Below are 21,016 nucleotides of genomic sequence, written 5' to 3'. Positions count from 1 at the left end.
GGGACCAGCCTACGGTAACTTGTTGTACGCACGTTCAATTAACACGGGAGGACGGCATTGAACGAGGCCGTGGCCGGCACGGACGGGCGCAAGGCCAGAGGAGAGCGGCGCCGGCGGGAGATCATCGAGGCCACGCTCCGGGTGATCGAGCGCGAGGGCGTCGCCGGGGTGACGCATCGCTCGGTCGCGGCCGAGGCGGGCGCGCCGCCGAGCCTGGCGCTCTACTACTTCGCCACGCTCGACGACCTGCTGGTCGCGGCGCTGACCGCGGCCTCCGGCGAGTACGCCCGCCAGCTGCGCGCCATCATCGACGACGGCCGCGACGGCGTGGACGGCCTGGCCCAGCTCATCTCCGACGCGGCGGGCCCCGGCCGCGCCCGCGCGCTGGCCGAACGCGAGCTGACCCTGCTGGCGACCCGCCGCCCGGCGCTGCGCCCCGTCGCCGGGCACTGGCGGGCCACGGTCGCCGAGGTGGCCCGCCAGTACACCGACGACCCGATCCTCATCCGCTCCCTGGTCGCGGCGTCGGACGGCGTCTGCGCCGGGGTCCTGCTCGAAGAGAACCCGATCCCCTACTCCGAGATCCGCGCCCTCCTCCGCCACGCGCTGGGGCTCCACGGCTCAGGCGCGGACCAGCACCCGTCCCTCGGGCATGAAAGCTGACAGCTGCCACGTCCACGTGCCCACCGTGACGATCTCCGCGCTCCCCTGCAGCGGCACCGGGGAGTCCCGCAGCCACGACAGCGGCGAGAGCGCCAGCCCGCCCGGCGGGATGACCACGCTCTCCAGCGGCGTGCGCACCGTGGGACCGTCGGCCTCGTCCAGAAGGCTCGGCACCCACGTGGGCGGGCCGGCGAAGCGCGCCAGCGCCACCGCGCCTTCCGGGGCGGCGGAGTCGTGGCGGAGCGTGCCGGCGGGCAGCCAGGCGTGGTGGCCGGGCGCGTAGGTGACGCCGGAGACGTGAAGGGCGCCCGCCAGGATGACGAACTCCTCCCCCGCCAGATAGTGGCCGCGCGGGCGGCGTTCCCACCCGGCCGGGAAGCGGACCACGGACGTGGCGCCGTGCAGACGGGCCAGGCGGACCGGCAGTGTGGAGCCGGGAATGTGGAACTCGGGCCCCGGCGCGGCCGTCAGCAGGTCGATCATCATCCCAGTCTCCCGTACGCGGGGACGGCCGCCTCCATCTCCGCCACTCCCCCGAGGCCCAGGCGGCCGGCCCAGCAGGGCACCCGCACGACCAGCCGGAGCGCGGCGCCGCCCTCGGAGCCGGCGTGAGGCACGGGGTGCGGGCGGACGAGGTCGAGGAGGGGTTCCGTCACGGCGGTCAAGGTATCTCAGCCCTCCCGGGGTACGGCGGGCCGGGCCCGCAGGGCGGCGGGCAGGAACGCCGCGCAGGCGATCAGCAGCACGACCCCCGAGGCGACCAGCGACCCCGCAACCCCGAACGCGCTCGCCGCGGGCCCGCCCAGCGCCACCCCGCCCAGCATGAAGTTGACCATGACCGTGTTGAGCAGCCCCACGCCTCTGCCCCGCAGCTCCTCGGGCAGGTCGCTGAGCATGGTGTTGGCCAGCGGCACCTGGAAGAGGCTGGCGAAGAGGCCGACGACCAGGCACCAGCCGACGATCACGGCAAGCCCGGGGCTGCCGCCGAGGAGTGCGGGGGTGAGCAGGGCCAGGCCGAACAGGGTGACGGTGGCCACCAGCGTCCGGGGCGTCGAGCCGTAGCGTCGGATCAGGGCGGGGCCGAGGAGCGCTCCGGCGATCGAGCCGCCGGCGAACAGGGCCTGGGCGGTGCCGTACTCCATGGCCTGAAGGTCGAAGACGGTGAGGAGCTGGGCGTTGAAGCCGGTGGTGAACAGGCCGGTCACGAGCGTGACGGGGACGAGGAAGGCGAGCAGGAAGCGCAGGGACGGGATGGCGAGCACGCCGCTGACCCCGGCCCGCAGCGCCTGCCAGTACGGCTCCGCCGCGGCCCGCGCGACCGGCCCTTCGCGCAGCACGCCGAGGCTGCCCAGCAGCACGGCCGAGACCACGAAGGTCGCGGCGTTGAGCCCCAGCACGACCGGTACGCTGCCCAGGGCGACGAGCAGGCCGCCGAGCGCGGGCCCGATCATGTGGACCGTCTGGTTGGTGCTCTGGAACAACGCCACCGCCGAGGCGATGTCGTGTCCGCCGACGACCCTCGGGATGGCGGTGATCCTGGCGGTCTCGAAGAACGCCTTGCCGACGCCTTCGAGCAGGATGAGCGCGAGCAGCAGCCCCATCGAGTCGAGCGCGGGGATCATGGCGAGCACGACGGGGACCCGGGCCAGGTCGGCGCCGATGAGCAGCGTCCGGGTGGGCAGCCGGTCGGCCAGCGGGCCGACGAAGGCGCCGAGCACCCCGGAGGGCAGCAGCTGTGACAGCACGACCAGCGAGATGACGACCGGGTTGTCGGTCAGCCGGCCGGCCAGGAAGATCAGCGTGACGCGGGTCATCGCGTCACCGAGGAAGGAGATGACCACCGCCAGCCAGTAGCGCAGGTAGGTGCCGTCCTTGAGGAGCTCGATCATGATGCGCCCGACGCTACTGGCGGGGCGGACGGCCGGGACAGGCGTTACGCCGGGCGCGGATCCGCCGTCAGCGTAGTGACGAAGGCCGGCGTGAACAGGTCGAGCGCCAGGTCCTCGGCGGTCTGGGCGAGCACGGCCGGTCCGGACGGCCGCTCGGAGTTCCGGCCCGTTCCGGCGGGGTCAGCGGGCGCCGGACGCGCCCCATCCGGGCGCCCTGAAGTCCGCCGTCAGCGAGCCCGGCGCCACGCTCTCCCCGCAGCCCCGGCAGGTCACGACCGGGTCGAGCTCCTGCCCGCAGGTGTGCGAGAAGACGACCGGCGGGTTGCCGGGCAGGTGCCGGTCGCCCCACTGGCGCAGCAGGTGCAGCACGCCCTGCAGCTCCACCCCGGCCGCCGTCGGCCGGTACTCGTAGCGCGGCGGGCGCTCGCTGTAGGCGACCTTCTCCAGCAGCCCGGCCTCGACCAGGCGCTTGAGCCGCGCGGTCAGGATGTCGCGGGGCGCGCCGATGTTGCGCGCCATCGCGTCGAAGCGGCGCACGCCGAAGAAGACCTCGCGCAGGATGAGCAGGGAGTACTTCTCGCCGACCACCGCGAGGGCGTCGGCGATCGTGCAGGGCCGTGCCGTCGTCATCATCCCAGGGTACGGCAGTGCGTTGGAAAACCAGACGAACCCGGTCTACAGTAAGTCCAGTTTTCCAACTAACAGCGGGAGGGCTCCATGCGTGACGCCGTCATCGTGCAGGCCGTGCGCACCCCCATCGGCAAGGGCAAGCCGGACGGCGCCCTGGCCGGGGTCCATCCGGTCGAGTTGCTCGCCCACACGCTGCGTACCCTGGTGGAGCGCTCGGGAGTGGACCCCGCGCTGGTCGACGACGTGATCGGCGGGACCGTCGACCAGGTCGGCGAGCAGGCCATGAACACCACCCGCCACGCCTGGCTGTCGGCGGGTTTCCCCGACTCGGTTCCCGCCGTGACGGTGGACCGCCAGTGCGGCTCGTCCCAGCAGGCCGTGCACTTCGCCGCCCAGGGCGTCATCGCCGGCGCCTACGACCTGGTGGTGGCCTGCGGCGTGGAGTCGATGAGCCGGGTGCCGATGTGGTCGAACGTGCCGCCGGGCAAGGACCCGTTCGGCCCCGGCGTGGCCGGGCGGTTCCCCGGCGGCCTGGTGCCCCAGGGCGTCAGCGCCGAGCTGATCGCCGCCAAGTGGTCGCTCGGCCGCGAGCAGATGGACGCCTTCTCCGCCGTCTCCCACGCCAAGGCCGCCGCCGCCGACTTCACCGCCGAGCTCGCCCCGATCGCCGGCCTCGCCCACGACGAGTCGGTACGGCCCGCCACCACGACCGAGATCCTGGCCGGACTGAAGCCCGCCTTCGCCGACCCCGGCCACGCCGAGCGCTTCCCGCAGATCGACTGGTCGGTCACCGCGGGCAACTCCAGCCCGATCAACGACGGCGCCGCCGCCCTGCTCATCACCACGAGCGAGAACGCCGCCCGCCTGGGCCTGCGCCCACTGGCCAGGCTGCACTCCTTCGCCGTGACCGGCTCCGATCCGCTGCTCATGCTCACGGGCGTCATCCCGGCCACCGGCAAGGTGCTGCGCAGGGCCGGGCTGCGCCTGGACGACATCGACCTGTTCGAGGTCAACGAGGCGTTCGCGAGCGTGGTGCTGGCCTGGCAGCAGGAGACCGGCGCCGACCCGGCCAAGGTCAACGTGAAGGGCGGCGCGATCGCGCTGGGCCACCCCCTCGGGGCCGGCGGCGCCCGCATCATGACGACCCTGGTCGGGGCCATGCGCGAGCGCGGCGCCCGCTACGGCCTGCAGACGATGTGCGAGGCGGGCGGGCTGGCCAACGCGACGGTCCTGGAGGCGCTCTAGTAGTCGTAGTCGACCGGCTCCAGGTACGGGCCGTAGGCCCAGCCTTCGGAGTCGCCGGTCCACACGCGCATCCAGGCGCGGCCGCCTCCGCAGGAGCCCTCGACGGTCTCGCCGTAACGCACCGCGCCCACGCGCTCGTACTGCGTGCCAGGACCCGACCTGATCCACAGGTTGGCCGGGTACGGCGGCGCCACCTCGTACACGCACGACGAGGCGGCGGACGCGGGCGCCAGGGCGAACAACGACAGCGGTGCGGCGGCGGCCAGCGAAGCCACGAACAGGATGAACCGGCGCATCACATACCTCCCCTTAAGGGGGGATATGTCTTATATATCCCGATCATGTGGGCGCTAAGCTGCCGGGATGCCTCTCCGCAGTGCTCGGTGGTACGCAGGCGACGACAGAAACTCCTACATCCATCGCGCCTGGATGCGGCGCGGCACCCCGGCCGACGCCTTCGAACGCCCCCAGATCGCCATCGCCAACACCGCCTCCGACCTCACCCCCTGCAACGCCCACTTCGACGAGGTGGCCAAGAGCGTCGCCGCCGGCATCTGGGCGGCCGGAGGCGTACCGCTGAACCTGCCCGTCGTCTCGCTCGGCGAGACCAACGTCCGCCCGACGGCCATGCTCTGGCGCAACCTCGCCGCCATGGCCACCGAGGAGATGCTGCGCGCCAACCCCGTGGACGGCGTCGTGCTGCTCGGCGGTTGTGACAAGACGATCCCCTCGCTGCTCATGGCCGCCGCCTCCGTGGACCTGCCCGCGCTGGTCGTGCCCGGCGGGCCGATGCTGACCGGCCACTTCCAGGGCGTGCCGCTGGGCTGCGGCACCGACGTGTGGCGGCTCAGCGAGGAGGTGCGGGCCGGCACGCTGACCCGCGCGTCGTTCCTGGAGTCCGAGTCCTCCATGATCCGCAGCCGCGGGCACTGCAACACCATGGGCACCGCCTCGACGATGGCCTGCGTGGCCGAGGCGCTCGGCATGACCGTCCCGGGCACCGCGGGCACCCCCGCCGCCGACAGCCGCCTGCTCGAACGCGCGCACGCGAGCGGCGCGCTGGCGGCCGAGCTGGTCCGGGAGGACCGGCGGCCCAGTACGGTCATGACCCGCCCCTCCTTCCTCAACGCGATCGTCACCCTGGCCGCGATCGGCGGCTCCACCAACGCGGTCGTGCACCTGCTGGCCATCGCCGGGCGGCTCGGCGTGGAGCTGAGCCTCGACGACTTCGACCGGACCGGCGCCGGGGTGCCGCTGCTGGCCGACCTGCGGCCGGCCGGGCGGCACCTCATGGACGACCTGTTCAGGGCGGGTGGGCTGCGGGCCGTACTCCATCAGGTGGAGGACCTTCTCGACCCAGCGGCCCGCACCGTCACCGGACGCCCGCTCACCGACCACCTCGGCGACGCGCCGATCTGGGACGCGGGCGTGATCCGGCCGCGCACCGACCCGCTGCTGCCCGACGCGGGCATCGCCGTGCTGCGCGGCAACCTGGCCCCGGACGGCGCGGTGATCAAGCCCGCGGCCGCCTCGCCGGAACTGCTGCGCCACCGCGGCCGGGCGATCGTCTTCGACAGCGTCGAGGACCTGCACACGCGCCTGGACACCGTGGACGCCGACGAGGACTCCGTGCTGGTGCTGCGCGGCTGCGGCCCCAAGGGTTACCCGGGCATGCCGGAGGTCGGCAACCTGCCGCTGCCCGCCAGACTGCTGGCCAAGGGCGTGCGCGACATGGTGCGCGTCAGCGACGCGCGGATGAGCGGCACCGCCTACGGCACCGTCGTGCTGCACGTCGCGCCCGAGGCCGCCGCGGACGGGCCGCTGTCCAGGGTCAGGACCGGCGACCCGATCGTGCTCGACGTGCCGGGCAGGACGCTGCGGGTGGACGTGCCCGACGCCGACCTGGCCGCCCGCGAGCCGGTCACGACCGGTTTCGCCCGCCCGGCCAGAGGCTGGGAGAAGCTCTACGTGGAGCACGTCCTGCAGGCCGACCGGGGCTGCGACCTGGACTTCCTCACCGGTTCGAGTGGCTCGTCCGTGGCCAGGGAGTCGCACTGAGCACGGCAAAGAGTCTTCTGCGCCATGCGCGGAAATGGTCAGGCTGGGTACGGCGTTACGGGACGATGTGATCGGTTTGACGGCCCGAGGAGGACACATGAACAGCGGCGACATCACCCAGAGCCAGGAGTGGACGGCACTGGCCAAGCACCACGAGGAGATCGCGGGCACCACCCTGCGCGAGCTGTTCGCGGCCGACCCGGGCCGGGCGGAGAGGCTGAGCGTGAGCGCCGGCGACCTCTACCTCGACTACTCCAAGCACCGCGCCACCGACGAGACCTTCGACCTCCTGCTACGGCTGGCCGAGCGCGCCGGGCTGAGCGAGCGCATCGAGGCGATGTTCCGCGGCGAGCACATCAACGTCAGCGAGGACCGGGCGGTGCTGCACACGGCGCTGCGCCTGCCCGCGGACGCGGAGCTGGTGGTCGACGGCCAGGACGTGGTGGCCGACGTGCACGCCGTCCTGGACAAGATGAGCGCCTTCGCCGGCCGGGTGCGCGCGAAGGAGTGGCGCGGCGCGAGCGGCGAGCCCATCGCCACCGTGGTCAACATCGGCATCGGCGGTTCCGACCTGGGCCCGGCGATGGCCTACGAGGCGCTGAAGGACTACGCCGACGCCGGGATCACGGCCCGGTTCGTCTCCAACATCGACCCGGCCGACATCCACGGCAACCTGCGCGGCCTGGACCCGGCCACGACGCTGTTCGTGATCAGCTCGAAGACGTTCACGACGCTGGAGACGCTGACCAACGCCCGCGTGGCGCGCGACTGGCTGGTCTCGGCACTGGGCGAGGACGCGGTCGGCAAGCACTTCGTGGCCGTCTCCACCAACGCGGAGAAGGTGGCCGAGTTCGGCATCGACACCGCCAACATGTTCGGCTTCTGGGACTGGGTCGGCGGCCGCTACTCCTACGACGGCGCCATCGGCCTGTCACTGATGATCGCGGTCGGGCCCGAGCGCTTCCGCGAGATGCTGGCCGGCTTCCACGCGATCGACGAGCACTTCCGCACCGCGCCGTTCGAGCGGAACATGCCGGTGCTGATGGGGCTGCTCGGCATCTGGTACAACGACTTCTTCGACGCCCAGACCCGGGCCGTGCTGCCCTACAGCCAGCGGCTGCACCGCTTCCCCGCCTACCTGCAGCAGCTGACGATGGAGTCCAACGGCAAGTCCGTGCGCGCCGACGGCACGCCGGTCACCACCGACACCGGCGAGATCTTCTGGGGCGAGCCGGGCACCAACGGCCAGCACGCCTTCTACCAGCTCCTGCACCAGGGAACCCGGCTCGTGCCCGCCGACTTCATCGGCTTCGCCGAGCCGTTCGAGGACGCCGCGGGCATGCACGACATCCTCACGGCCAACCTCCTGGCCCAGACCACCGCGCTGGCCTTCGGCAAGACCGCCGAGGAGATCGCCGCGGAGGGCACCGCGGCCGAGGTCGTCCCGCACAAGGTGATGCCGGGCAACCGCCCCACCTCGACGATCCTGGCGCCGAAGCTCACCCCGTACACCCTCGGTCAGCTCGTCGCCCTCTACGAGCACATCGTCTTCGTCGAGGGCGTCATCTGGGGCGTCGACTCCTTCGACCAGTGGGGCGTCGAGCTGGGCAAGAAGATGGCGCTCGGCCTGGAGCCCCTTCTGACCTCGGAGGAGCCGCCTGTGGCGTTCCCCGACGCTTCCACCGCCCAGCTGGTAAAGAAGTACCGGGAACTTAGAGGAAGGCGCATTTGACATGACGCGTGCGGGCGCGATGGTCCTGTTCGGGATCACCGGTGATCTGGCCTACAAGATGTTGCTGCCCGCGCTCTACCGGCTGACCGCCGACGGGGTGCTCGACCTGCCCATCGTCGGCGTCGCCAAGACCGACCTCGACCTGGCGGGCCTGCGCGAGCGGGCCCGCCAGGCCTGCGGCGGGGCGAGCGACGCGGCCTTCGAGAAGTTCGCCGGCAACCTGCGGCTGGTGGCGGGCGACTACCGCGAGGAGTCCACGTTCGCGGCCATCCGCGACGAGGTGGACGGCGCGGGCTTCCTCGTGCACTACCTGGCGGTGCCGCCGGCGCTGTTCGGCGCCGTCGCGCAGGGCCTGGCCGGCGTCGGGCTCCACCGCGACGCGCGGCTCGTGGTGGAGAAACCGTTCGGCCACGACCAGGCCTCGGCCCGTGAGCTCAACGCCGAGCTGCTCAAGTACTTCGACGAGGACCACCTGCGCCGCGTCGACCACTTCCTCGGCAAGGAGCCGGTGGAGGACCTGCTCGTCTTCCGGCTCGGCAACATGCTGCTCGAGCCCATCTGGAACCGCAACTACGTGCGCAACGTCCAGATCACCATGGCCGAGAGCTTCGACGTGTCCGACCGCGGCGCCTTCTACGACGCCAACGGCACCATCCGCGACGTCGTCCAGAACCACCTGATGCAACTGCTGGCCATCCTCGCGATGGACGCGCCGCCCTCGAAGGACGCCCGCGCGCTCATCGACGAGAAGTGGCGCGTGCTGCGCGCCGTGCAGGACATCCAGCCCGCCGACGTCGTACGCGGCCAGTACACCGGCTACCTCGCCACCGAAGGCGTGCGTCCCGGCTCCACCACCGAGACGTTCGTGGCCATGCGCGCCGCCATCGACAACTGGCGCTGGGCCGGCGTGCCCTTCTACATCCGCTCCGGCAAGGCGCTGCCCACCACCGACCTGGAGATCGTCGCCGAGCTGCGCATGCCGCCGGTCACGCTGTTCCACGGCGAGGTCAAGCCCAACCTGATCAGGTTCCGGCTGCAGCCCGACGCGGGAGTCACCTTCGACCTGCTGGCCAAGGAGCCGGGCCGCGACGCCACCCGGCAGGTGCCGGTGAGCGTCGACTTCACCAAGGTGCTCGGGCCCATGGAGGCCGCCTACCAGCGCATCCTCACCGACGCGGTGTCGGGTGACCCCCGGCGCTTCGTCCGCTTCGACCTGGCCGAGGAGTCGTGGCGGATCGTGCAGCCGGTGCTCGACCTGCCGCAGGCGCCGCTGCCGTACGAGAAGGGCACGTGGGGTCCCGCGGCGGCGGCCGGCATGGTGCGCTGGCACGAGATCTCCACCACCTTCGATTGACCTTCCGCGACCGGGTGAGAGTCTGGGCGGATGGACATCATGGAACTGGTGGAGAGGACGAAGGACGCGGCGACCGTCAAGCGGGTCTTCGGCGAGCCGGTCCGGCACGGCGACGTCACCGTCATCCCCGTCGCCAAGGTCGGCCAGGGCGGGGGCGGCGGATCCGGCACCTCCGAGGGCGGCGAGCACCCCGGCCAGGGCTCCGGCGGGGGCTTCGGCTTCGGGGCCGCCCCGGCGGGCGTCTTCGTGATCAAGGACGGCGAGGTGCGCTGGCAGCCGGTCGTCGACGTCAACCGCATCGTGCTCGGCGGCCAGATCGTGGCCGTCGTGCTGCTGCTGACCATCCGGGCGCTCGTGAAGCGCCGCCGTAAGCGCTGAAAGCTCTCCGGTGCCCTCCCCGGGCGGGCCCGGGGAGGGCACCCGGGTCAGTGGCGGCCCCAGGCGCCGCGGTGCACCACCTCGCCGGTGGGCTTGCGACCGCGCTTCAAGGACGGCGAGGCCTTGTCCTGTGCCCGGTAGCCGACGCTGATCACACCGATCGGGGTGTACGCGTCGGGCACGCCGAACGACTCCTTCAGCAGCGCCGTCCGCTCACCCGGCGGGACCCCGAAGAAGCAGGCGCCGAGTCCCTCGTCCACGGCGGTGAGAAGCATGAGCAGAGAGGCCATGCCGGTGTCGATGTCCCAGTACGGCACCGGCCAGCGGTTCTCGTCCTTGTCCGTCCAGCCCTTGTCGGGGGCGGCGTAGCGGTCGAGGTAGGCCTGCTTGTGCGAGAGCGGGATGATCAGGAGCGGGGCGCGGCGCAGCCCCTTGCCCCATTCGTCGGCCTCGTCGCTGGACAGCTTCCAGAACCGCTCGATGTCCTGCGGCTCCTCCAGCACCAGGAACGCCCAGCCCTGGCTGAACCCGGCGGAGGGCGCGTGCAGCGCGTTGCCGAGGATGCGCTCGCGGATCTCGGCCGGAACGGGGCGGCCGGGGTCGTAGTTGCGGACCATGCGCCGTCGCCGTACCACTTCCTGAAATTCCGTCATGCGCCCAGCTTCCCAGACGCCACCCCGCGGCACCCGTGGTGTGGGTGGCTGCGACGATGACGGGGTGAAGGTCTTGATGATCGCGCCCGCCGCCTGGTCGCCCGACGGGCACGACAACTTCGACGCCGCGGACGAGCTGCTGGAGGAGAGCGACCTGGTGGTGCTGCCGGAACTGGCCGGGTCGCGGTTACCGAGGGCGGAGTATCTGGAGCGGGTGTCCGGGCTGGCGCGGCGGGCGGGGGCGTACGTGGTGGGCGGGTCGCACTACGACGCCGTCGAGGGCGGGAGCGTCAACCGGGGTGTGGTGGCCGATCCGGCCGGGCGGGTCGTGGCCGAGTACGAGAAGGCGCATCCCTACGGGGTCGAGCATCGGGCGGGAGTGCTGCCGGGGCGGCCGTCGCAGACGTTCGAGCTGGCGGGGCGGCGGGTGCGGGTGCTGGTGTGCGCGGACCTGTGGTACTCGGCCCGGCTGGCCGCGCCGGTGGACGCGGTGCTGGTGCCGGCCTTCTCGGTGACGCAGTGGGGCTCGCCGGACCCCTCGCGGGCGCTGTGGCAGCACATGAGCGTGGCCAGGGCGTATGAGTTCATGACGTACGTGGCGGTGAGCGACTGGCAGCACGGCGCCAGCTACCACGGGGCGCCGTGCGCGGGGGTGACGGGGTTCGCCGATCCGTATCCGGCGCGGCCGGCGGAGTACTACGCCCGGGGCGCCGGCGTGCGGGTCATGGACTTCGAGCGGCTGGACGCGCTGCGGGCCGACCGTGCCGGGCGCGGGTTCGTGTCTTGACCGGACGACTCGGGGAAGTAAAGCTTACTAACAATTAACCGGGAGCATCCGCGGAGGACCGTCATGGGCCGTTCCAGGATCGGCACGCTGGCCACGCGCACCCTGCTGGCGGGGGTGCTGCTGGCCGCGCTGGGGACGTTGCCGACCGGTTCCGCCGGAACGGGCGGCCTGGTCGCCTCGGTGAGCGCGGCCCAGGCGCTCGGGGACGTGATCCCGGCGCCGGTGTCGGTCCAGGCGGCGGCCACGCCGTACACGCTGGCCGCGGACGCGACGATCGCCAGCGACGACGCGGGCGTGGGCGGCTACCTCGCGGGGCTGCTACGGCCTTCCACGGGGTACGCGCTGCCGCTGCGCAGCGGCGGCCAGGGCAGCGTGTCGCTGCTGCTGTCCGGCGCGGACCCGAGCGTCGGCGAGCAGGGCTACCAGCTCGACGTCGCCACGAGCGGCGTCACGATCCGGGCACGGACGGCGGCGGGGCTGTTCAACGGCGTGCAGACGCTGCGGCAACTCCTGCCGCCCCAGGTGGAGAGCGCGAGCGTTCGGCCGGGGCCGTGGACGGTGCCGGGCGGGCGCATCGTGGACCATCCCCGCTTCGCCTACCGGGGCACCATGCTCGACGTCGCCCGGCACTTCCACCCGGTCGCCACCGTCAAGCGGCACATCGACAGGATCGCGCTCTACAAGATCAACTATCTGCATCTGCACCTGTCCGACGACCAGGGCTGGCGCATCGTCGTCGACTCCTGGCCGCGCCTGGCGACGTACGGCGGCAGCACCCAGGTCGGCGGCGGGCCCGGCGGCTACTACACCAAGGCCCAGTACCGGGAGATCGTCGCCTACGCCGCCCAGCGGCACATCACGGTCGTGCCGGAGATCGACGTCCCCGGCCACACCAACGCCGCGCTGGCCTCCTACGCCGAGCTCAACTGCGATGGCGTCGCGCCGCCGCTGTACACCGGGACGGGCGTGGGCTTCAGCTCGCTGTGCGCCACGAAGGAGGTCACCTACACCTTCGTGGCCGACCTCGTCAGGGAGCTGGCCGAGCTGACGCCGGGGCCGTACCTGCACATCGGGGGCGACGAGGCGGACGCGACGCCGGACGCGCAGTACGCGACGTTCATGAACCGGGTGCAGCCGATGGTGGCCGGGCGCGGCAAGGCGGTTGTGGGCTGGCACCAGATCGGCGCGCCGGCGGTGCAGCACTCTCCCGGCCGGGTGGCCCAGTACTGGGGGACGACGACGTCGGACTCCCTGATCACGAACGCCGTGGCCAAGGGCGCCAAGGTGATCATGTCTCCGGCCAACAAGGCGTACCTGGACATGAAGTACACCGCCTCGACGCCGCTCGGGCAGGACTGGGCGGCGCTCATCGAGGTGAAGACCGCCTATGAGTGGAACCCCGGCAGCCACCTCAGCGGCGTGCCCGCCTCCGCCGTGCTCGGCGTCGAGGCGCCGCTGTGGACCGAGACGCTGGTCACCGAGGAGCACATCGAGTACATGGCCTTCCCGCGCCTGCCCGCCATCGCCGAGCTGGGCTGGTCGCCCTGGTCGACGCACAGCTGGACCGCCTTCCGCGCCCGCCTGGGCGCGCAGGCGCCACGCTGGGCGGTCATGGGCGTCGGCTTCTACCGCTCGCCCCAGGTCTCGTGGGCGAGCACCCCGCCGCAGGGCCGCCACGAGGCCGAGAACGCGGTGATCTCGCGTGGCGTGGTCGAGTCCAACCACGCCGGATACTCGGGCACCGGGTTCGTCAACTACGACAACGCCACCGGTGGCTATGTCGAGTTCACCGTCACCGCCGCCACGACGGGCCCGGCCACGGTCCGCCTGCGCTACGCCAACGGCACCACCGCCAACCGCCGCATGAACGTGGCCGGCACGGTGCACGACTTCCCCGGCACCGGCGCGTGGACCACCTGGCAGACGAAGACGCTCACGCTGCCCCTGAACGCGGGTTCCAACGTCATCCGAGCCACCGCCACCACACCCAACGGCGGCCCCAACCTCGACTACCTGGAAGTTGCGCCCTAGCCGCCGGTCCTGAGCACGAACCGCCCGGCCCGCCGCCCGGCGGACGCGCGTCCGCCCATGCCTACCGCCTCGGTGACCCTTCGCCAGGTGATCCGCCGCGCCCTGGCTTCGAGGACGGTGCCGGGCGTCCGGGGTCTGATGGCGGAATTGTGGATATATGCCGCGTTTCACGATTCTCGCGGGAATTGAGCGCATTCACCACGCCCATCAGAAAGCCACTTTATTGGGGTGGATTAATCCTCACCCGAGAGGCATTCAAACCCGCCTAGATGGCATTACCATCTCCCTTGAGTGTGCTCTTATCCTGAAGGGAGGTGGAAAATGGGACGTCACGGTCGCCCGTCGAGATATAAGGACATTCTCGCCATCGGCCGGATCACCTGGTCTACGGCCCGAGCGGTCGTCTGGATCGTCTGGGTGATCCATTCCCTCTAGCGGTGGTCGGGCCTCCTGTCGGCCGAGCGGTGCACACGTCTGCAGGCAGGAGGCCCTTCCAACGGCAATGGTACGCAGCGGCGGTAAAACCCGAAAACCGCTAACGTCTATTTTTTATGTACCGGAGCGATAATCTCCCTCCAGGTGTAATCTCTGCTACCCCGCGTGCGTGATCGTCTCCAGGGACATCAGCCGCCAGGGCAGGCTGGGCAGAGGGTCGCCGCCGGTCACCGGCAGCAGCGAGCCGGACGGGCGGCGCGGGGAGTTGGCGGCCACGACACGGCCTTCCGCGTTGACCAGGGCCACCTCGGCCGAGCAGGCGCTCAGCACGCCGAGCAGCAGTTCCTCGAAGCGGGCCGCTCGCACGTCGGCGCCGACCACACCGAGGAAGCGCCGCTCGACCTCGACGGGCGTGGTGAGCGTGAGCATGTAGGTGTCGGTGCCGCCGTAGTCGACGTACGGGCCGACGACGTGGCGGCGGCGGGTGCGCTCGGGCACCGCGAACCACTCGGCGGCGGTGTAGTCGTAGAAGTCGAGGCTGTCGGGGTTGAGATCGACGTCGAGGAAGGTCGGGTCGGGCGCCTGCCACCACTCCAGCCAGCGCGGCCGGTCGGCCAGCACGCCGGGGGCCAGGATGAGCCCGGCTCCGGCCAGCACGTCCGGTGAACGGCGCAGGCAGCCGAAGATCTGCGGCCGGATCGCGACCAGGTCGGAGGTGGACAGCTCCGGCCGGTAGCAGGCGACGGCGGCCGTCCTGATCTCCTCCAGGGAGCTGAAGATGTCTTCGATGATCGTGTGAACCCGGTCGGCCACCCGGTCAACGCGTGGATCCTCCATCGTCACCTCCCGCTGTCGCGACGAGCCGCCAATGGAACTCCATCAGACGCTGGACGCCCTTGTCGATGTGCGCTTCGGTGAGGCGTCTGGCGCTCTCGGCGTCACGGGCGGCGACGGCGTCGATGACCGCGGTGTGGCTGTGCACGACCTCGGCGGGGTCGACGGCCTCGCCGTACGGGAGCCAGAGCAGTTCGCCCGCCTCGGCCTGGATGTCGATCTCGGCGCGGGTGAGCCGGACGGACTGGGCGGCGGCGGCGAGTTCGATGTGGAAGCGGCCGTCGGCGCGGCGGCGCTCGCCCATCGTGGTGGCCTCCTCCAGCTTGACGACGACCTGGCGCAGGCGCTGGACGTTCTCCCCTGAGGCGCGCAGCGCGGCCAGGCGGGCGGCGGTTCCGGCGATGGCGGCGCGGTAGTCGCCGATCTCGCGGAGTTCGGAGCTGCTCAGCTCGCGCAGGCGCTGGCGCAGGCGGGCGGCGGACGGGTCGGCGGGGCCGCGGACGAACGTGCCGCCGCCCCTGCCCCGCCGCGTCTCGACCAGGCCGCGCTCGCGCAGGGCGGCCAGGGCGGCGCGCAGGGTGACGGTGGAGACGTTGAGCGCTCCGGCCAGCTCCAGCTCCGAGGGGAGCTGGTCACCGTCGGCGACGAGGCCGAGGGCGATGGCCTCGGCCAGGCGGCGCACGACGACCTCCACGCGGCCCGATCCGTCGTCGAGCGGGGCGAAGACGGCCGACACCGGCAGCTGGGTCACGGGCACCAGCATATTGCCTTTTGAAATATGAACTCATAGTTTTAAGCGCAACCCCGAATCGTTGGGAGGCCCCCGTGCCCGACGCCGACAAGAGGTTCCCCGACAAGAGGTTTGCGGAAGAGTGGCGTGACGCCGCCTACAACTGCTTCTCCTCCGGCCACAAGTTCTGCCGCGAGGTCTGCCCGGTCATGCAGGTCACGCGGAACGAGTCCTGGAGCCCCACCGCCTTCCACGCCAACGTGGTCGCGATGGAGAAGGGCGAGCTGGAGATCTCCGACGTGGCGGCGGACTACGTCAACTGCACCGGCTGCGGAGCCTGCGAGCTGCGCTGCCCCAACTCCCTGTTCACCGGCGACTTCTACCGCTTCCGCACCCGGACCGTCGACCTGGTCAAGGCGGCGCGGGCGCTGGCCGTCTCGCAGGACGTCCACCAGGACGCCTGGCGACGCTGGAACACCGAGACCGACGAGCGCTCCCACGAGCCCGTCACCGAGGCCGCCGGGCAGGAGCGCGTGCGCGACTGGGCCGAGGGCCTGGAGCTGGCCATCGGCGGGGAGACGATCCTGTTCGTCGACTGCGAGGCCGCCTTCCACCGGACGAGCGTGCCGCGCGCCGTGGCCCGCATGCTCAACCTGGCCGGATACAAGTTCGGGCTGATGAACGAGCAGTGGTGCTGCGGCGGACCGGCCGCCGAGATGGGCTACGAGGAGCAGGCCAGACGCTTCGCCTGCCACAACCTCGACGACTGGCGGGCCTCGGGCGTGCGGCGGGTGCTGGTGCTCGACCCGCACGACTACATCACCTTCACCGAGGACTACCCCACGTACTTCGGCGACGACTACGACATCGAGATCGTGCTGGTCGTGGAGCTGCTCGCGGAGCTGGTCCGGGAGGGACGGCTCACGCCGCACGTCCCCGTCGAGCGCAGCGTCACCTACCACGACCCCTGCCGCCTCAACAAGCGCAAGGGCGTCTGGCGGGAGCCGCGTGAGCTGCTACGGGCGATCCCCGGGCTGACCTTCACCGACGTGGACCGGGTCACCCAATGGTCGTACTGCTCGGGCGCGGGCGGCGGGCTGCCGATCGAGAAGCCGGAGCTGACCGCGCGGATCAGCGCGAGCCGCATCGACAAGGCCGCCGAGCTGGGGGTGGACACGCTGGTGAGCGCCTGCCCGTGGTCGGAGCGGCCGCTGTCGGAGGCGGGCAGGGCCCGCTCGATCGACGTGGTGGACCTGTTCGAGCTGCTCGCGCTCTCCCTGGGGGTGGCGCCGTGATCACCCTCTTTCCGGTACGGCGGGCGGTGCCGTCATGACCGTCACCGCGCTCAGCGACCCTGTGCTCGGCGAGCTGCGCCAGATCCTCGGCGACGGGCATGTGCTCACCGGGAAGGCCGACCGGCTGAACCGGGCTCGCGTGCCGGCGCCGTTCCCCGTGCACCGCTGGGCGGAGCGGCTGCCCGACCTGGTCGTCCTGCCCGGCAGCACCGAGGAGGTGGCCGAGGTGCTCAAGCTGGCCAGCCGCCTGCGGATCCCGGTGGTGCCGCGCGACGGCGGCACCGGGCTGACGGACGGGGCGGTGCCGCTGCGGGGCGGCATCCTCGTGGACGTGAAGCGGATCAACCACATCAAGGATCTTGATCTGGACAACCGCACCTGCACGGTCGGCACCGGCATCAACGCCCTCAAGCTCAACGAACGGCTGGCCGTCCACGATCTGATCTATCCGGATGACCCGGCCTCCTACCCGTGCTCACTGGTGGGCGGCCGGATCGGCACGAGCGGCTGGTCGCTCATCGGCTCCCGCTACGGGCACACGCGCGACCTGGTCCTGAGCTTCGACCACGTGCTGCCGAGCGGACAGGTCATCCACGTAGGGGATGGCATAGGCCGAAAAATCACGAAATCGTCTAGCGGCTACCAGCTCAAACACCTTTTCATGGGCCATCAGGGCACGCTCGGCATCGCCACCGAGGCGACGCTCAAGCTCTTCCCCAAGCCGGAGGCCGAGTTCTCCCCCTTCTGGGCCTTCGCGGACTACGCCGACGCCTACCGCTGCGTCGGCCTGCTGGCCCGCGCCGGGGTGGCCACGTTCGCCGGAGCGGTGCTGTTCGACGAGTGGAAGGTCGCCTACCTGCGCCGCGACGACGAGGCCTACATCCCGCAGCCGTCGTCGGTGAAGGCCCTGGTCTGCGCCGCCCTGTACGGCTACGCCGACGAGGTGGAAGCGGGCGGCAGGCGGCTCATGCGCATCGCCCGCGACGCCGGCGCCCGCTACCTGGGCGACGAGATCTCCCAGGGCGACTGGGCGGCCCGCCACGACCGCTACGCCACCCCGCTGCACGGCCGCACGAAGTCCGGCCAGGTGGCGCCGATGAGCTGGCACTGCGAGGACGCCTCGATCAACTACACCAACCTCCCCTCGGTCCGCCTGGCCTGGCACGAGATCGCCGACCGGCTGCGGCGCGAGAGCGACGTCTTCGACGACTGGGGCATGTTCGCCTACACCAACGGCGCGACCGGCGCCGACTACCTGACCGAGATCGACATCGGCATCTGGGAGCAGCGCCTGGACGACCGGGCGTGGGCGGCCTGGGTACGCGCCAAGCGGGACCTGGCGGCGGTGGCCCTGGCCCACGGCGGGTCGATCAGCGCCTGCCACGGCTCGTGCCGCGAGGGCGAGGTGGACCTGGTGCCACAGGAGCTCGGCGGCGGTTTCGAGGTGATGCTCCAGATCAAGCGGGCGCTGGACCCCAACAACATCATGAACCCGGGCAAGTACCTGCTCGACCAGGCATACGGAGCACCATCATGAAATATCGCCGGTCGGATGAAATGTCGCCACCGCCTGCCGTACCGGCGACCGATGTGGCGATCACCCGGTTCGAGCACGTCTACGAGGTCGCGCCGGAGCTGATGACCGAGCACGTCCTCCAGCAGGAGTTCCCCAACTGGGACACCCTGCGGCTGGTCCACTCCCGGGCCGGCCACCTGGCCTGGATGCACCGCCACTTCGCGCACACGGTGGTATCGGGCGAGGAGCTGCTCCATGAGCTCGACGGATGACCGGCGCCTGGCCGACCTCGGCTACACCTCGGAGTTCCGCAGGGAGATGAGCCTGTGGGCGAACTTCTCGCTCGGGTTCACCTATCTCTCCCCCGTCGTCGGGATCTACACGCTCTTCGCCACCTCGCTGGCGGCGGGCGGGCCGCCGATGATCTGGAGCCTGGTGCTCGTGGGCGCCGGGCAGTTCCTCGTGGCGCTGGTCTTCGGGGAGATCGTCTCGCAGTACCCGCTGACCGGCGGCATCTACCCGTGGGCACGGCGGCTGTGGGGGCGGCGGTGGGCGTGGATGACCGGGTGGGTCTACCTCGTGGCGCTCCTGGTGACGATCGCCAGCGTGGCCTACGGGGCGGGGCCGTACCTGTCGGCCTTCCTCGGCGTCGGGGTGAGCACCTGGAACACGATCCTGGGCGCGGTGGTGATCATCGGCGTGGCGCTGGCGATCAACCTGGCCGGGACGCGGGCGCTGGCGGTCGCGGCCATCGTGGGATTCGCGGCGGAACTGGCCGGGGCGCTGGCCGTGGGCGGCTGGCTGCTGCTGACGCAGCGCCATCACGGGCTGGGGGTGCTGTTCGACACGTTCGGGGCGGGCAGCGGGTCAGGATATTTCACGGCTTTCCTGGCCGCCGGGCTGATCGGGATCTTCCAGTACTACGGGTTCGAGGCCTGCGGTGACGTCGCGGAGGAGGTGCCCGACCCCACCCGGCGCATCCCCAAGGCCATGCGCATGACCATCTACGTGGGCGGCGCCGCGGCCACCTTCGTCTGCCTGGCGCTGCTGCTGGCCGTGCCGGACTTCGCCGCGGTGATCGGCGGCACGAGCACGGACCCGGTGACCGGCGTGCTCACCGCCGCGTTCGGCGAGGGCGGGCTGCGGGTGGTGCTCGGCGTGGTGCTGCTGTCGTTCCTGTCGTGCGCGCTCAGCCTTCAGGCCGCCGCCGGCCGCCTGCTCTACTCCTACGCCCGCGACGACATGATCGCCGGCAGCCGGATCTTCAAGCGCTTCTCCCCCGTCCGCCACATCCCGCCCTACGCGCTGCTGGTGGCGGCCGTCGTGCCCGCGCTCGTGGTGCTCGGCTCCGTCATCTCCGCCGACGCGCTGGTGAAGATCATTTCATTCGCGGTCCTCGGCATCTACCTGGGCTTCCAGATGGTCGTCCTCGCCGCGCTGCGGGCGCGGCTGCGCGGCTGGCGTCCGTCCGGGCCCTTCACGCTGGGCGCCGCCGGGCTCGCGGTCAACATCGCGGCCCTGGTGTACGGCGCGCTGGCCATCCTCAACATGGTCTGGCCACGCACACCCGGGGCGCCCTGGTACGACGACTACCTCGTGCTGCTGTCCGGCGTGGCGGTCGTCGCCGCCGGGCTGGTCTATCTGGTGGCCGCCCGGCCGTACGAGCACGGCGCCGCCCCCGCCGGCGACGCCATCCCCCAGAAGGCAGGTTCCCCATGAAGTTCAGCTACGTGATGCTCCCCGACTACCCGCTGACCGACTCCCTGCGTTCGATCAAGCTCGCCGACGACCTGGGCTTCCACGCCTGCTACGCGGCCGACGAGACCTGGCACAAGGACCTGTGGCTGCTGTTCGCCGCCGCCGCCGGGCAGACCTCGCGCATCCGGTTCGGGCCGAGCGTCTCCTCGGTCGTGCTGCGCGAGCCGTCCCTCATCGCCCAGGCCGCCGCCACGCTCGACGAGCTCAGCGACGGGCGCGCCGAAGTGGTGCTGAGCTGCGGAAACTTCGGGCTCCTCGCCCAGTACGGCATCGACTGGACCGTCTCCAAGCCCCTGTCGCGGGTCAAGGAGGCGGCCCACGTGGTCCGCACCCTGCTCGACACCGGCGCCATCACCCACCAGGGCGAGTTCTTCACCTACAACGGCCTGTTCACCTTCGCCCGGCCGGTGCAGGAGCGGGTGCCGGTCAAGTTCGGCGCCATGCGCGGCCCGCGCTCCTTCCAGGCGGCGGGCGAGTTGTCCGACGGCGTCCACCACGCCCTCAGCTACACCCGCGAGGCCTACGACTACCTGGTCGAGCAGTTCGGCGCCGGCGCCGCGAAGGCGGGCAAGGACCCGTCCACGCTGGACATCGGCGCCTGGGTCGTCTTCGCCACCGGCCCCGACTCGGCCGTCGCCAAGGAGGCCGCCCGCAGCATGGTCGGCCTGTACGCCTCGTCGATGCCGGCCGAGCAACTGGAGCGCAACGGCGTCAACCCCAACGCGATGAAGCCCGTGGTGGAGGCGCTCGGCGCCGGGGACCTGGCCCGCGCCATCGAGCTCACCACCCCGGAGATCGGCGAGCGCCTGTCCATCGCCGGGACGCCCGAGGAGTGCGTGGCCAAGATCAAGCGGGAGATCGAGCCGGCCGGGGTCAACCACATGATCCTCGCGGTGACCGACGCGACGCTGGTCAAGCAGTTCATGGGCCGCGACCTGCCGGACGTGGCCGACGTGGACACCCAGCTCCGGCTGATCCACGACCGGATCATGCCCGCCTTCGAGAGCTGAGGCCGGCGCCCCGCCGTA

21 protein-coding genes are annotated in these 21,016 nt (G+C 71.5%); 13 read left to right on the top strand and 8 right to left on the bottom strand.

Annotated features, from left to right (window positions below):
- Positions 1-57: 57 nt before the first annotated feature.
- A complete protein-coding gene (locus ACIBHY_RS07135) occupies positions 58-663 on the top strand; it encodes a TetR/AcrR family transcriptional regulator (RefSeq protein ID WP_397259333.1) in 606 nt (201 codons plus the stop codon).
- Here ACIBHY_RS07135 and ACIBHY_RS07130 read toward each other — a convergent pair.
- The 4 genes from ACIBHY_RS07130 to ACIBHY_RS07115 form a co-directional block, all read right to left on the bottom strand.
- A complete protein-coding gene (locus ACIBHY_RS07130; protein ID WP_397259331.1) occupies positions 622-1,149 on the bottom strand; it encodes a hypothetical protein in 528 nt (175 codons plus the stop codon). The two genes, ACIBHY_RS07135 and ACIBHY_RS07130, sit on opposite strands and share 42 nt — an antisense overlap.
- Complete coding sequence (locus ACIBHY_RS07125; protein ID WP_397259329.1) at positions 1,146-1,319, bottom strand: hypothetical protein; 174 nt, start codon at positions 1,317-1,319, stop codon at positions 1,146-1,148. The genes ACIBHY_RS07130 and ACIBHY_RS07125 overlap by 4 nt, the downstream gene beginning before the upstream one ends.
- Positions 1,320-1,334: 15 nt before the next feature.
- Positions 1,335-2,552 carry an MFS transporter gene (locus ACIBHY_RS07120; RefSeq protein WP_397306193.1) on the bottom strand — a complete coding sequence of 406 codons (1,218 nt, stop codon included), beginning with the start codon at positions 2,550-2,552 and terminating at the stop codon, positions 1,335-1,337.
- Between the two features lie 180 nt (positions 2,553-2,732).
- Positions 2,733-3,182 (bottom strand): winged helix-turn-helix transcriptional regulator, encoded by a 450-nt coding sequence (locus ACIBHY_RS07115; protein ID WP_397306192.1) that lies wholly within the window; start codon positions 3,180-3,182, stop codon positions 2,733-2,735.
- Between the two features lie 87 nt (positions 3,183-3,269).
- Between ACIBHY_RS07115 and ACIBHY_RS07110 the strand changes: the two genes are divergently transcribed.
- Positions 3,270-4,427 carry a thiolase family protein gene (locus ACIBHY_RS07110; RefSeq protein WP_397259321.1) on the top strand — a complete coding sequence of 386 codons (1,158 nt, stop codon included), beginning with the start codon at positions 3,270-3,272 and terminating at the stop codon, positions 4,425-4,427.
- Here ACIBHY_RS07110 and ACIBHY_RS07105 read toward each other — a convergent pair.
- Entirely contained in the window at positions 4,424-4,723 is a 300-nt protein-coding gene (locus ACIBHY_RS07105) for an SH3 domain-containing protein (protein ID WP_397259319.1), read from the bottom strand. The two genes, ACIBHY_RS07110 and ACIBHY_RS07105, sit on opposite strands and share 4 nt — an antisense overlap.
- A 67-nt stretch (positions 4,724-4,790) precedes the next feature.
- Between ACIBHY_RS07105 and ACIBHY_RS07100 the strand changes: the two genes are divergently transcribed.
- The 4 genes from ACIBHY_RS07100 to ACIBHY_RS07085 all read left to right on the top strand — a co-directional run bounded on the left by ACIBHY_RS07100 (position 4,791) and on the right by ACIBHY_RS07085 (position 9,949).
- Positions 4,791-6,485: an IlvD/Edd family dehydratase gene (locus tag ACIBHY_RS07100; protein WP_397306191.1), complete on the top strand. Its 1,695-nt coding sequence runs from the start codon at positions 4,791-4,793 to the stop codon at positions 6,483-6,485.
- Positions 6,486-6,582: 97 nt separating this feature from the next.
- The gene (gene pgi / locus ACIBHY_RS07095; RefSeq protein ID WP_397306190.1) at positions 6,583-8,217 is read left to right on the top strand and encodes a glucose-6-phosphate isomerase; all 1,635 of its coding nucleotides are present in this window, start codon (positions 6,583-6,585) and stop codon (positions 8,215-8,217) included.
- 1 nt (position 8,218) lies between these two features.
- Positions 8,219-9,571: a glucose-6-phosphate dehydrogenase gene (gene zwf / locus ACIBHY_RS07090; RefSeq protein WP_397306189.1), complete on the top strand. Its 1,353-nt coding sequence runs from the start codon at positions 8,219-8,221 to the stop codon at positions 9,569-9,571.
- 39 nt (positions 9,572-9,610) lie between these two features.
- Positions 9,611-9,949 (top strand): spore germination protein GerW family protein, encoded by a 339-nt coding sequence (locus tag ACIBHY_RS07085; protein WP_397259369.1) that lies wholly within the window; start codon positions 9,611-9,613, stop codon positions 9,947-9,949.
- Positions 9,950-9,996: 47 nt separating this feature from the next.
- On the opposite strand, the gene ACIBHY_RS07080 is transcribed toward ACIBHY_RS07085, so the two are convergent.
- The gene (locus tag ACIBHY_RS07080) at positions 9,997-10,602 is read right to left on the bottom strand and encodes a nitroreductase family protein (protein WP_397259311.1); all 606 of its coding nucleotides are present in this window, start codon (positions 10,600-10,602) and stop codon (positions 9,997-9,999) included.
- Between the two features lie 64 nt (positions 10,603-10,666).
- Here ACIBHY_RS07080 and ACIBHY_RS07075 point away from each other — a divergent pair, with 64 nt between their 5' ends.
- Positions 10,667-11,389 carry a carbon-nitrogen hydrolase family protein gene (locus ACIBHY_RS07075; protein ID WP_397306188.1) on the top strand — a complete coding sequence of 241 codons (723 nt, stop codon included), beginning with the start codon at positions 10,667-10,669 and terminating at the stop codon, positions 11,387-11,389.
- A gap of 63 nt (positions 11,390-11,452) precedes the next feature.
- The gene (locus ACIBHY_RS07070; RefSeq protein WP_397306187.1) at positions 11,453-13,420 is read left to right on the top strand and encodes a family 20 glycosylhydrolase; all 1,968 of its coding nucleotides are present in this window, start codon (positions 11,453-11,455) and stop codon (positions 13,418-13,420) included.
- 591 nt (positions 13,421-14,011) lie between these two features.
- Here ACIBHY_RS07070 and ACIBHY_RS07065 read toward each other — a convergent pair.
- Positions 14,012-14,692 (bottom strand): cache domain-containing protein, encoded by a 681-nt coding sequence (locus ACIBHY_RS07065; protein WP_397256750.1) that lies wholly within the window; start codon positions 14,690-14,692, stop codon positions 14,012-14,014.
- A complete protein-coding gene (locus ACIBHY_RS07060; protein WP_397306186.1) occupies positions 14,673-15,440 on the bottom strand; it encodes a FadR/GntR family transcriptional regulator in 768 nt (255 codons plus the stop codon). The genes ACIBHY_RS07065 and ACIBHY_RS07060 overlap by 20 nt, the downstream gene beginning before the upstream one ends.
- Positions 15,441-15,514: 74 nt before the next feature.
- Between ACIBHY_RS07060 and ACIBHY_RS07055 the strand changes: the two genes are divergently transcribed.
- Genes ACIBHY_RS07055 through ACIBHY_RS07035 form a run of 5 tightly spaced genes read left to right on the top strand, consistent with a single transcriptional unit; the run spans position 15,515 to position 20,998 of the window.
- Entirely contained in the window at positions 15,515-16,714 is a 1,200-nt protein-coding gene (locus ACIBHY_RS07055; RefSeq protein ID WP_397306185.1) for a (Fe-S)-binding protein, read from the top strand.
- 34 nt (positions 16,715-16,748) lie between these two features.
- The gene (locus tag ACIBHY_RS07050) at positions 16,749-18,251 is read left to right on the top strand and encodes an FAD-binding oxidoreductase (protein ID WP_397256756.1); all 1,503 of its coding nucleotides are present in this window, start codon (positions 16,749-16,751) and stop codon (positions 18,249-18,251) included.
- Complete coding sequence (locus ACIBHY_RS07045) at positions 18,248-18,502, top strand: hypothetical protein (RefSeq protein WP_397306184.1); 255 nt, start codon at positions 18,248-18,250, stop codon at positions 18,500-18,502. Before ACIBHY_RS07050 ends, ACIBHY_RS07045 begins: the two co-directional genes overlap by 4 nt.
- Positions 18,486-19,949, top strand: a complete 1,464-nt coding sequence (locus tag ACIBHY_RS07040) for an APC family permease (protein ID WP_397256760.1) — start codon at positions 18,486-18,488, stop codon at positions 19,947-19,949. Before ACIBHY_RS07045 ends, ACIBHY_RS07040 begins: the two co-directional genes overlap by 17 nt.
- Positions 19,946-20,998 carry an LLM class flavin-dependent oxidoreductase gene (locus ACIBHY_RS07035; RefSeq protein ID WP_397256762.1) on the top strand — a complete coding sequence of 351 codons (1,053 nt, stop codon included), beginning with the start codon at positions 19,946-19,948 and terminating at the stop codon, positions 20,996-20,998. The genes ACIBHY_RS07040 and ACIBHY_RS07035 overlap by 4 nt, the downstream gene beginning before the upstream one ends.
- Positions 20,999-21,016 lie beyond the last annotated feature (18 nt).

This window comes from Nonomuraea sp. NPDC050547 (genome assembly GCF_044457345.1).
In the GTDB taxonomy this organism is placed as follows: Bacteria; Actinomycetota; Actinomycetes; order Streptosporangiales; family Streptosporangiaceae; genus Nonomuraea.
Note: the sequence above shows the minus strand (reverse complement) of the source record. Positions and strands in the feature narration are given on the sequence as shown.

Coding starts and splice junctions, on each gene's coding strand:
- ACIBHY_RS07120 (WP_397306193.1), bottom strand. CDS start 2,552: ATGATCGAGCTCCTCAAGGACGGCACCTACCTGCGCTACTGGCTGGCG.
- ACIBHY_RS07035 (WP_397256762.1), top strand. CDS start 19,946: ATGAAGTTCAGCTACGTGATGCTCCCCGACTACCCGCTGACCGACTCC.
- ACIBHY_RS07105 (WP_397259319.1), bottom strand. CDS start 4,723: ATGCGCCGGTTCATCCTGTTCGTGGCTTCGCTGGCCGCCGCCGCACCG.
- ACIBHY_RS07040 (WP_397256760.1), top strand. CDS start 18,486: ATGAGCTCGACGGATGACCGGCGCCTGGCCGACCTCGGCTACACCTCG.
- ACIBHY_RS07065 (WP_397256750.1), bottom strand. CDS start 14,692: ATGGAGGATCCACGCGTTGACCGGGTGGCCGACCGGGTTCACACGATC.
- ACIBHY_RS07080 (WP_397259311.1), bottom strand. CDS start 10,602: ATGACGGAATTTCAGGAAGTGGTACGGCGACGGCGCATGGTCCGCAAC.
- ACIBHY_RS07115 (WP_397306192.1), bottom strand. CDS start 3,182: ATGACGACGGCACGGCCCTGCACGATCGCCGACGCCCTCGCGGTGGTC.
- ACIBHY_RS07100 (WP_397306191.1), top strand. CDS start 4,791: ATGCCTCTCCGCAGTGCTCGGTGGTACGCAGGCGACGACAGAAACTCC.
- ACIBHY_RS07085 (WP_397259369.1), top strand. CDS start 9,611: ATGGAACTGGTGGAGAGGACGAAGGACGCGGCGACCGTCAAGCGGGTC.
- ACIBHY_RS07070 (WP_397306187.1), top strand. CDS start 11,453: ATGGGCCGTTCCAGGATCGGCACGCTGGCCACGCGCACCCTGCTGGCG.
- pgi (WP_397306190.1), top strand. CDS start 6,583: ATGAACAGCGGCGACATCACCCAGAGCCAGGAGTGGACGGCACTGGCC.
- ACIBHY_RS07045 (WP_397306184.1), top strand. CDS start 18,248: ATGAAATATCGCCGGTCGGATGAAATGTCGCCACCGCCTGCCGTACCG.
- ACIBHY_RS07110 (WP_397259321.1), top strand. CDS start 3,270: ATGCGTGACGCCGTCATCGTGCAGGCCGTGCGCACCCCCATCGGCAAG.
- zwf (WP_397306189.1), top strand. CDS start 8,219: ATGACGCGTGCGGGCGCGATGGTCCTGTTCGGGATCACCGGTGATCTG.
- ACIBHY_RS07050 (WP_397256756.1), top strand. CDS start 16,749: ATGACCGTCACCGCGCTCAGCGACCCTGTGCTCGGCGAGCTGCGCCAG.
- ACIBHY_RS07130 (WP_397259331.1), bottom strand. CDS start 1,149: ATGATGATCGACCTGCTGACGGCCGCGCCGGGGCCCGAGTTCCACATT.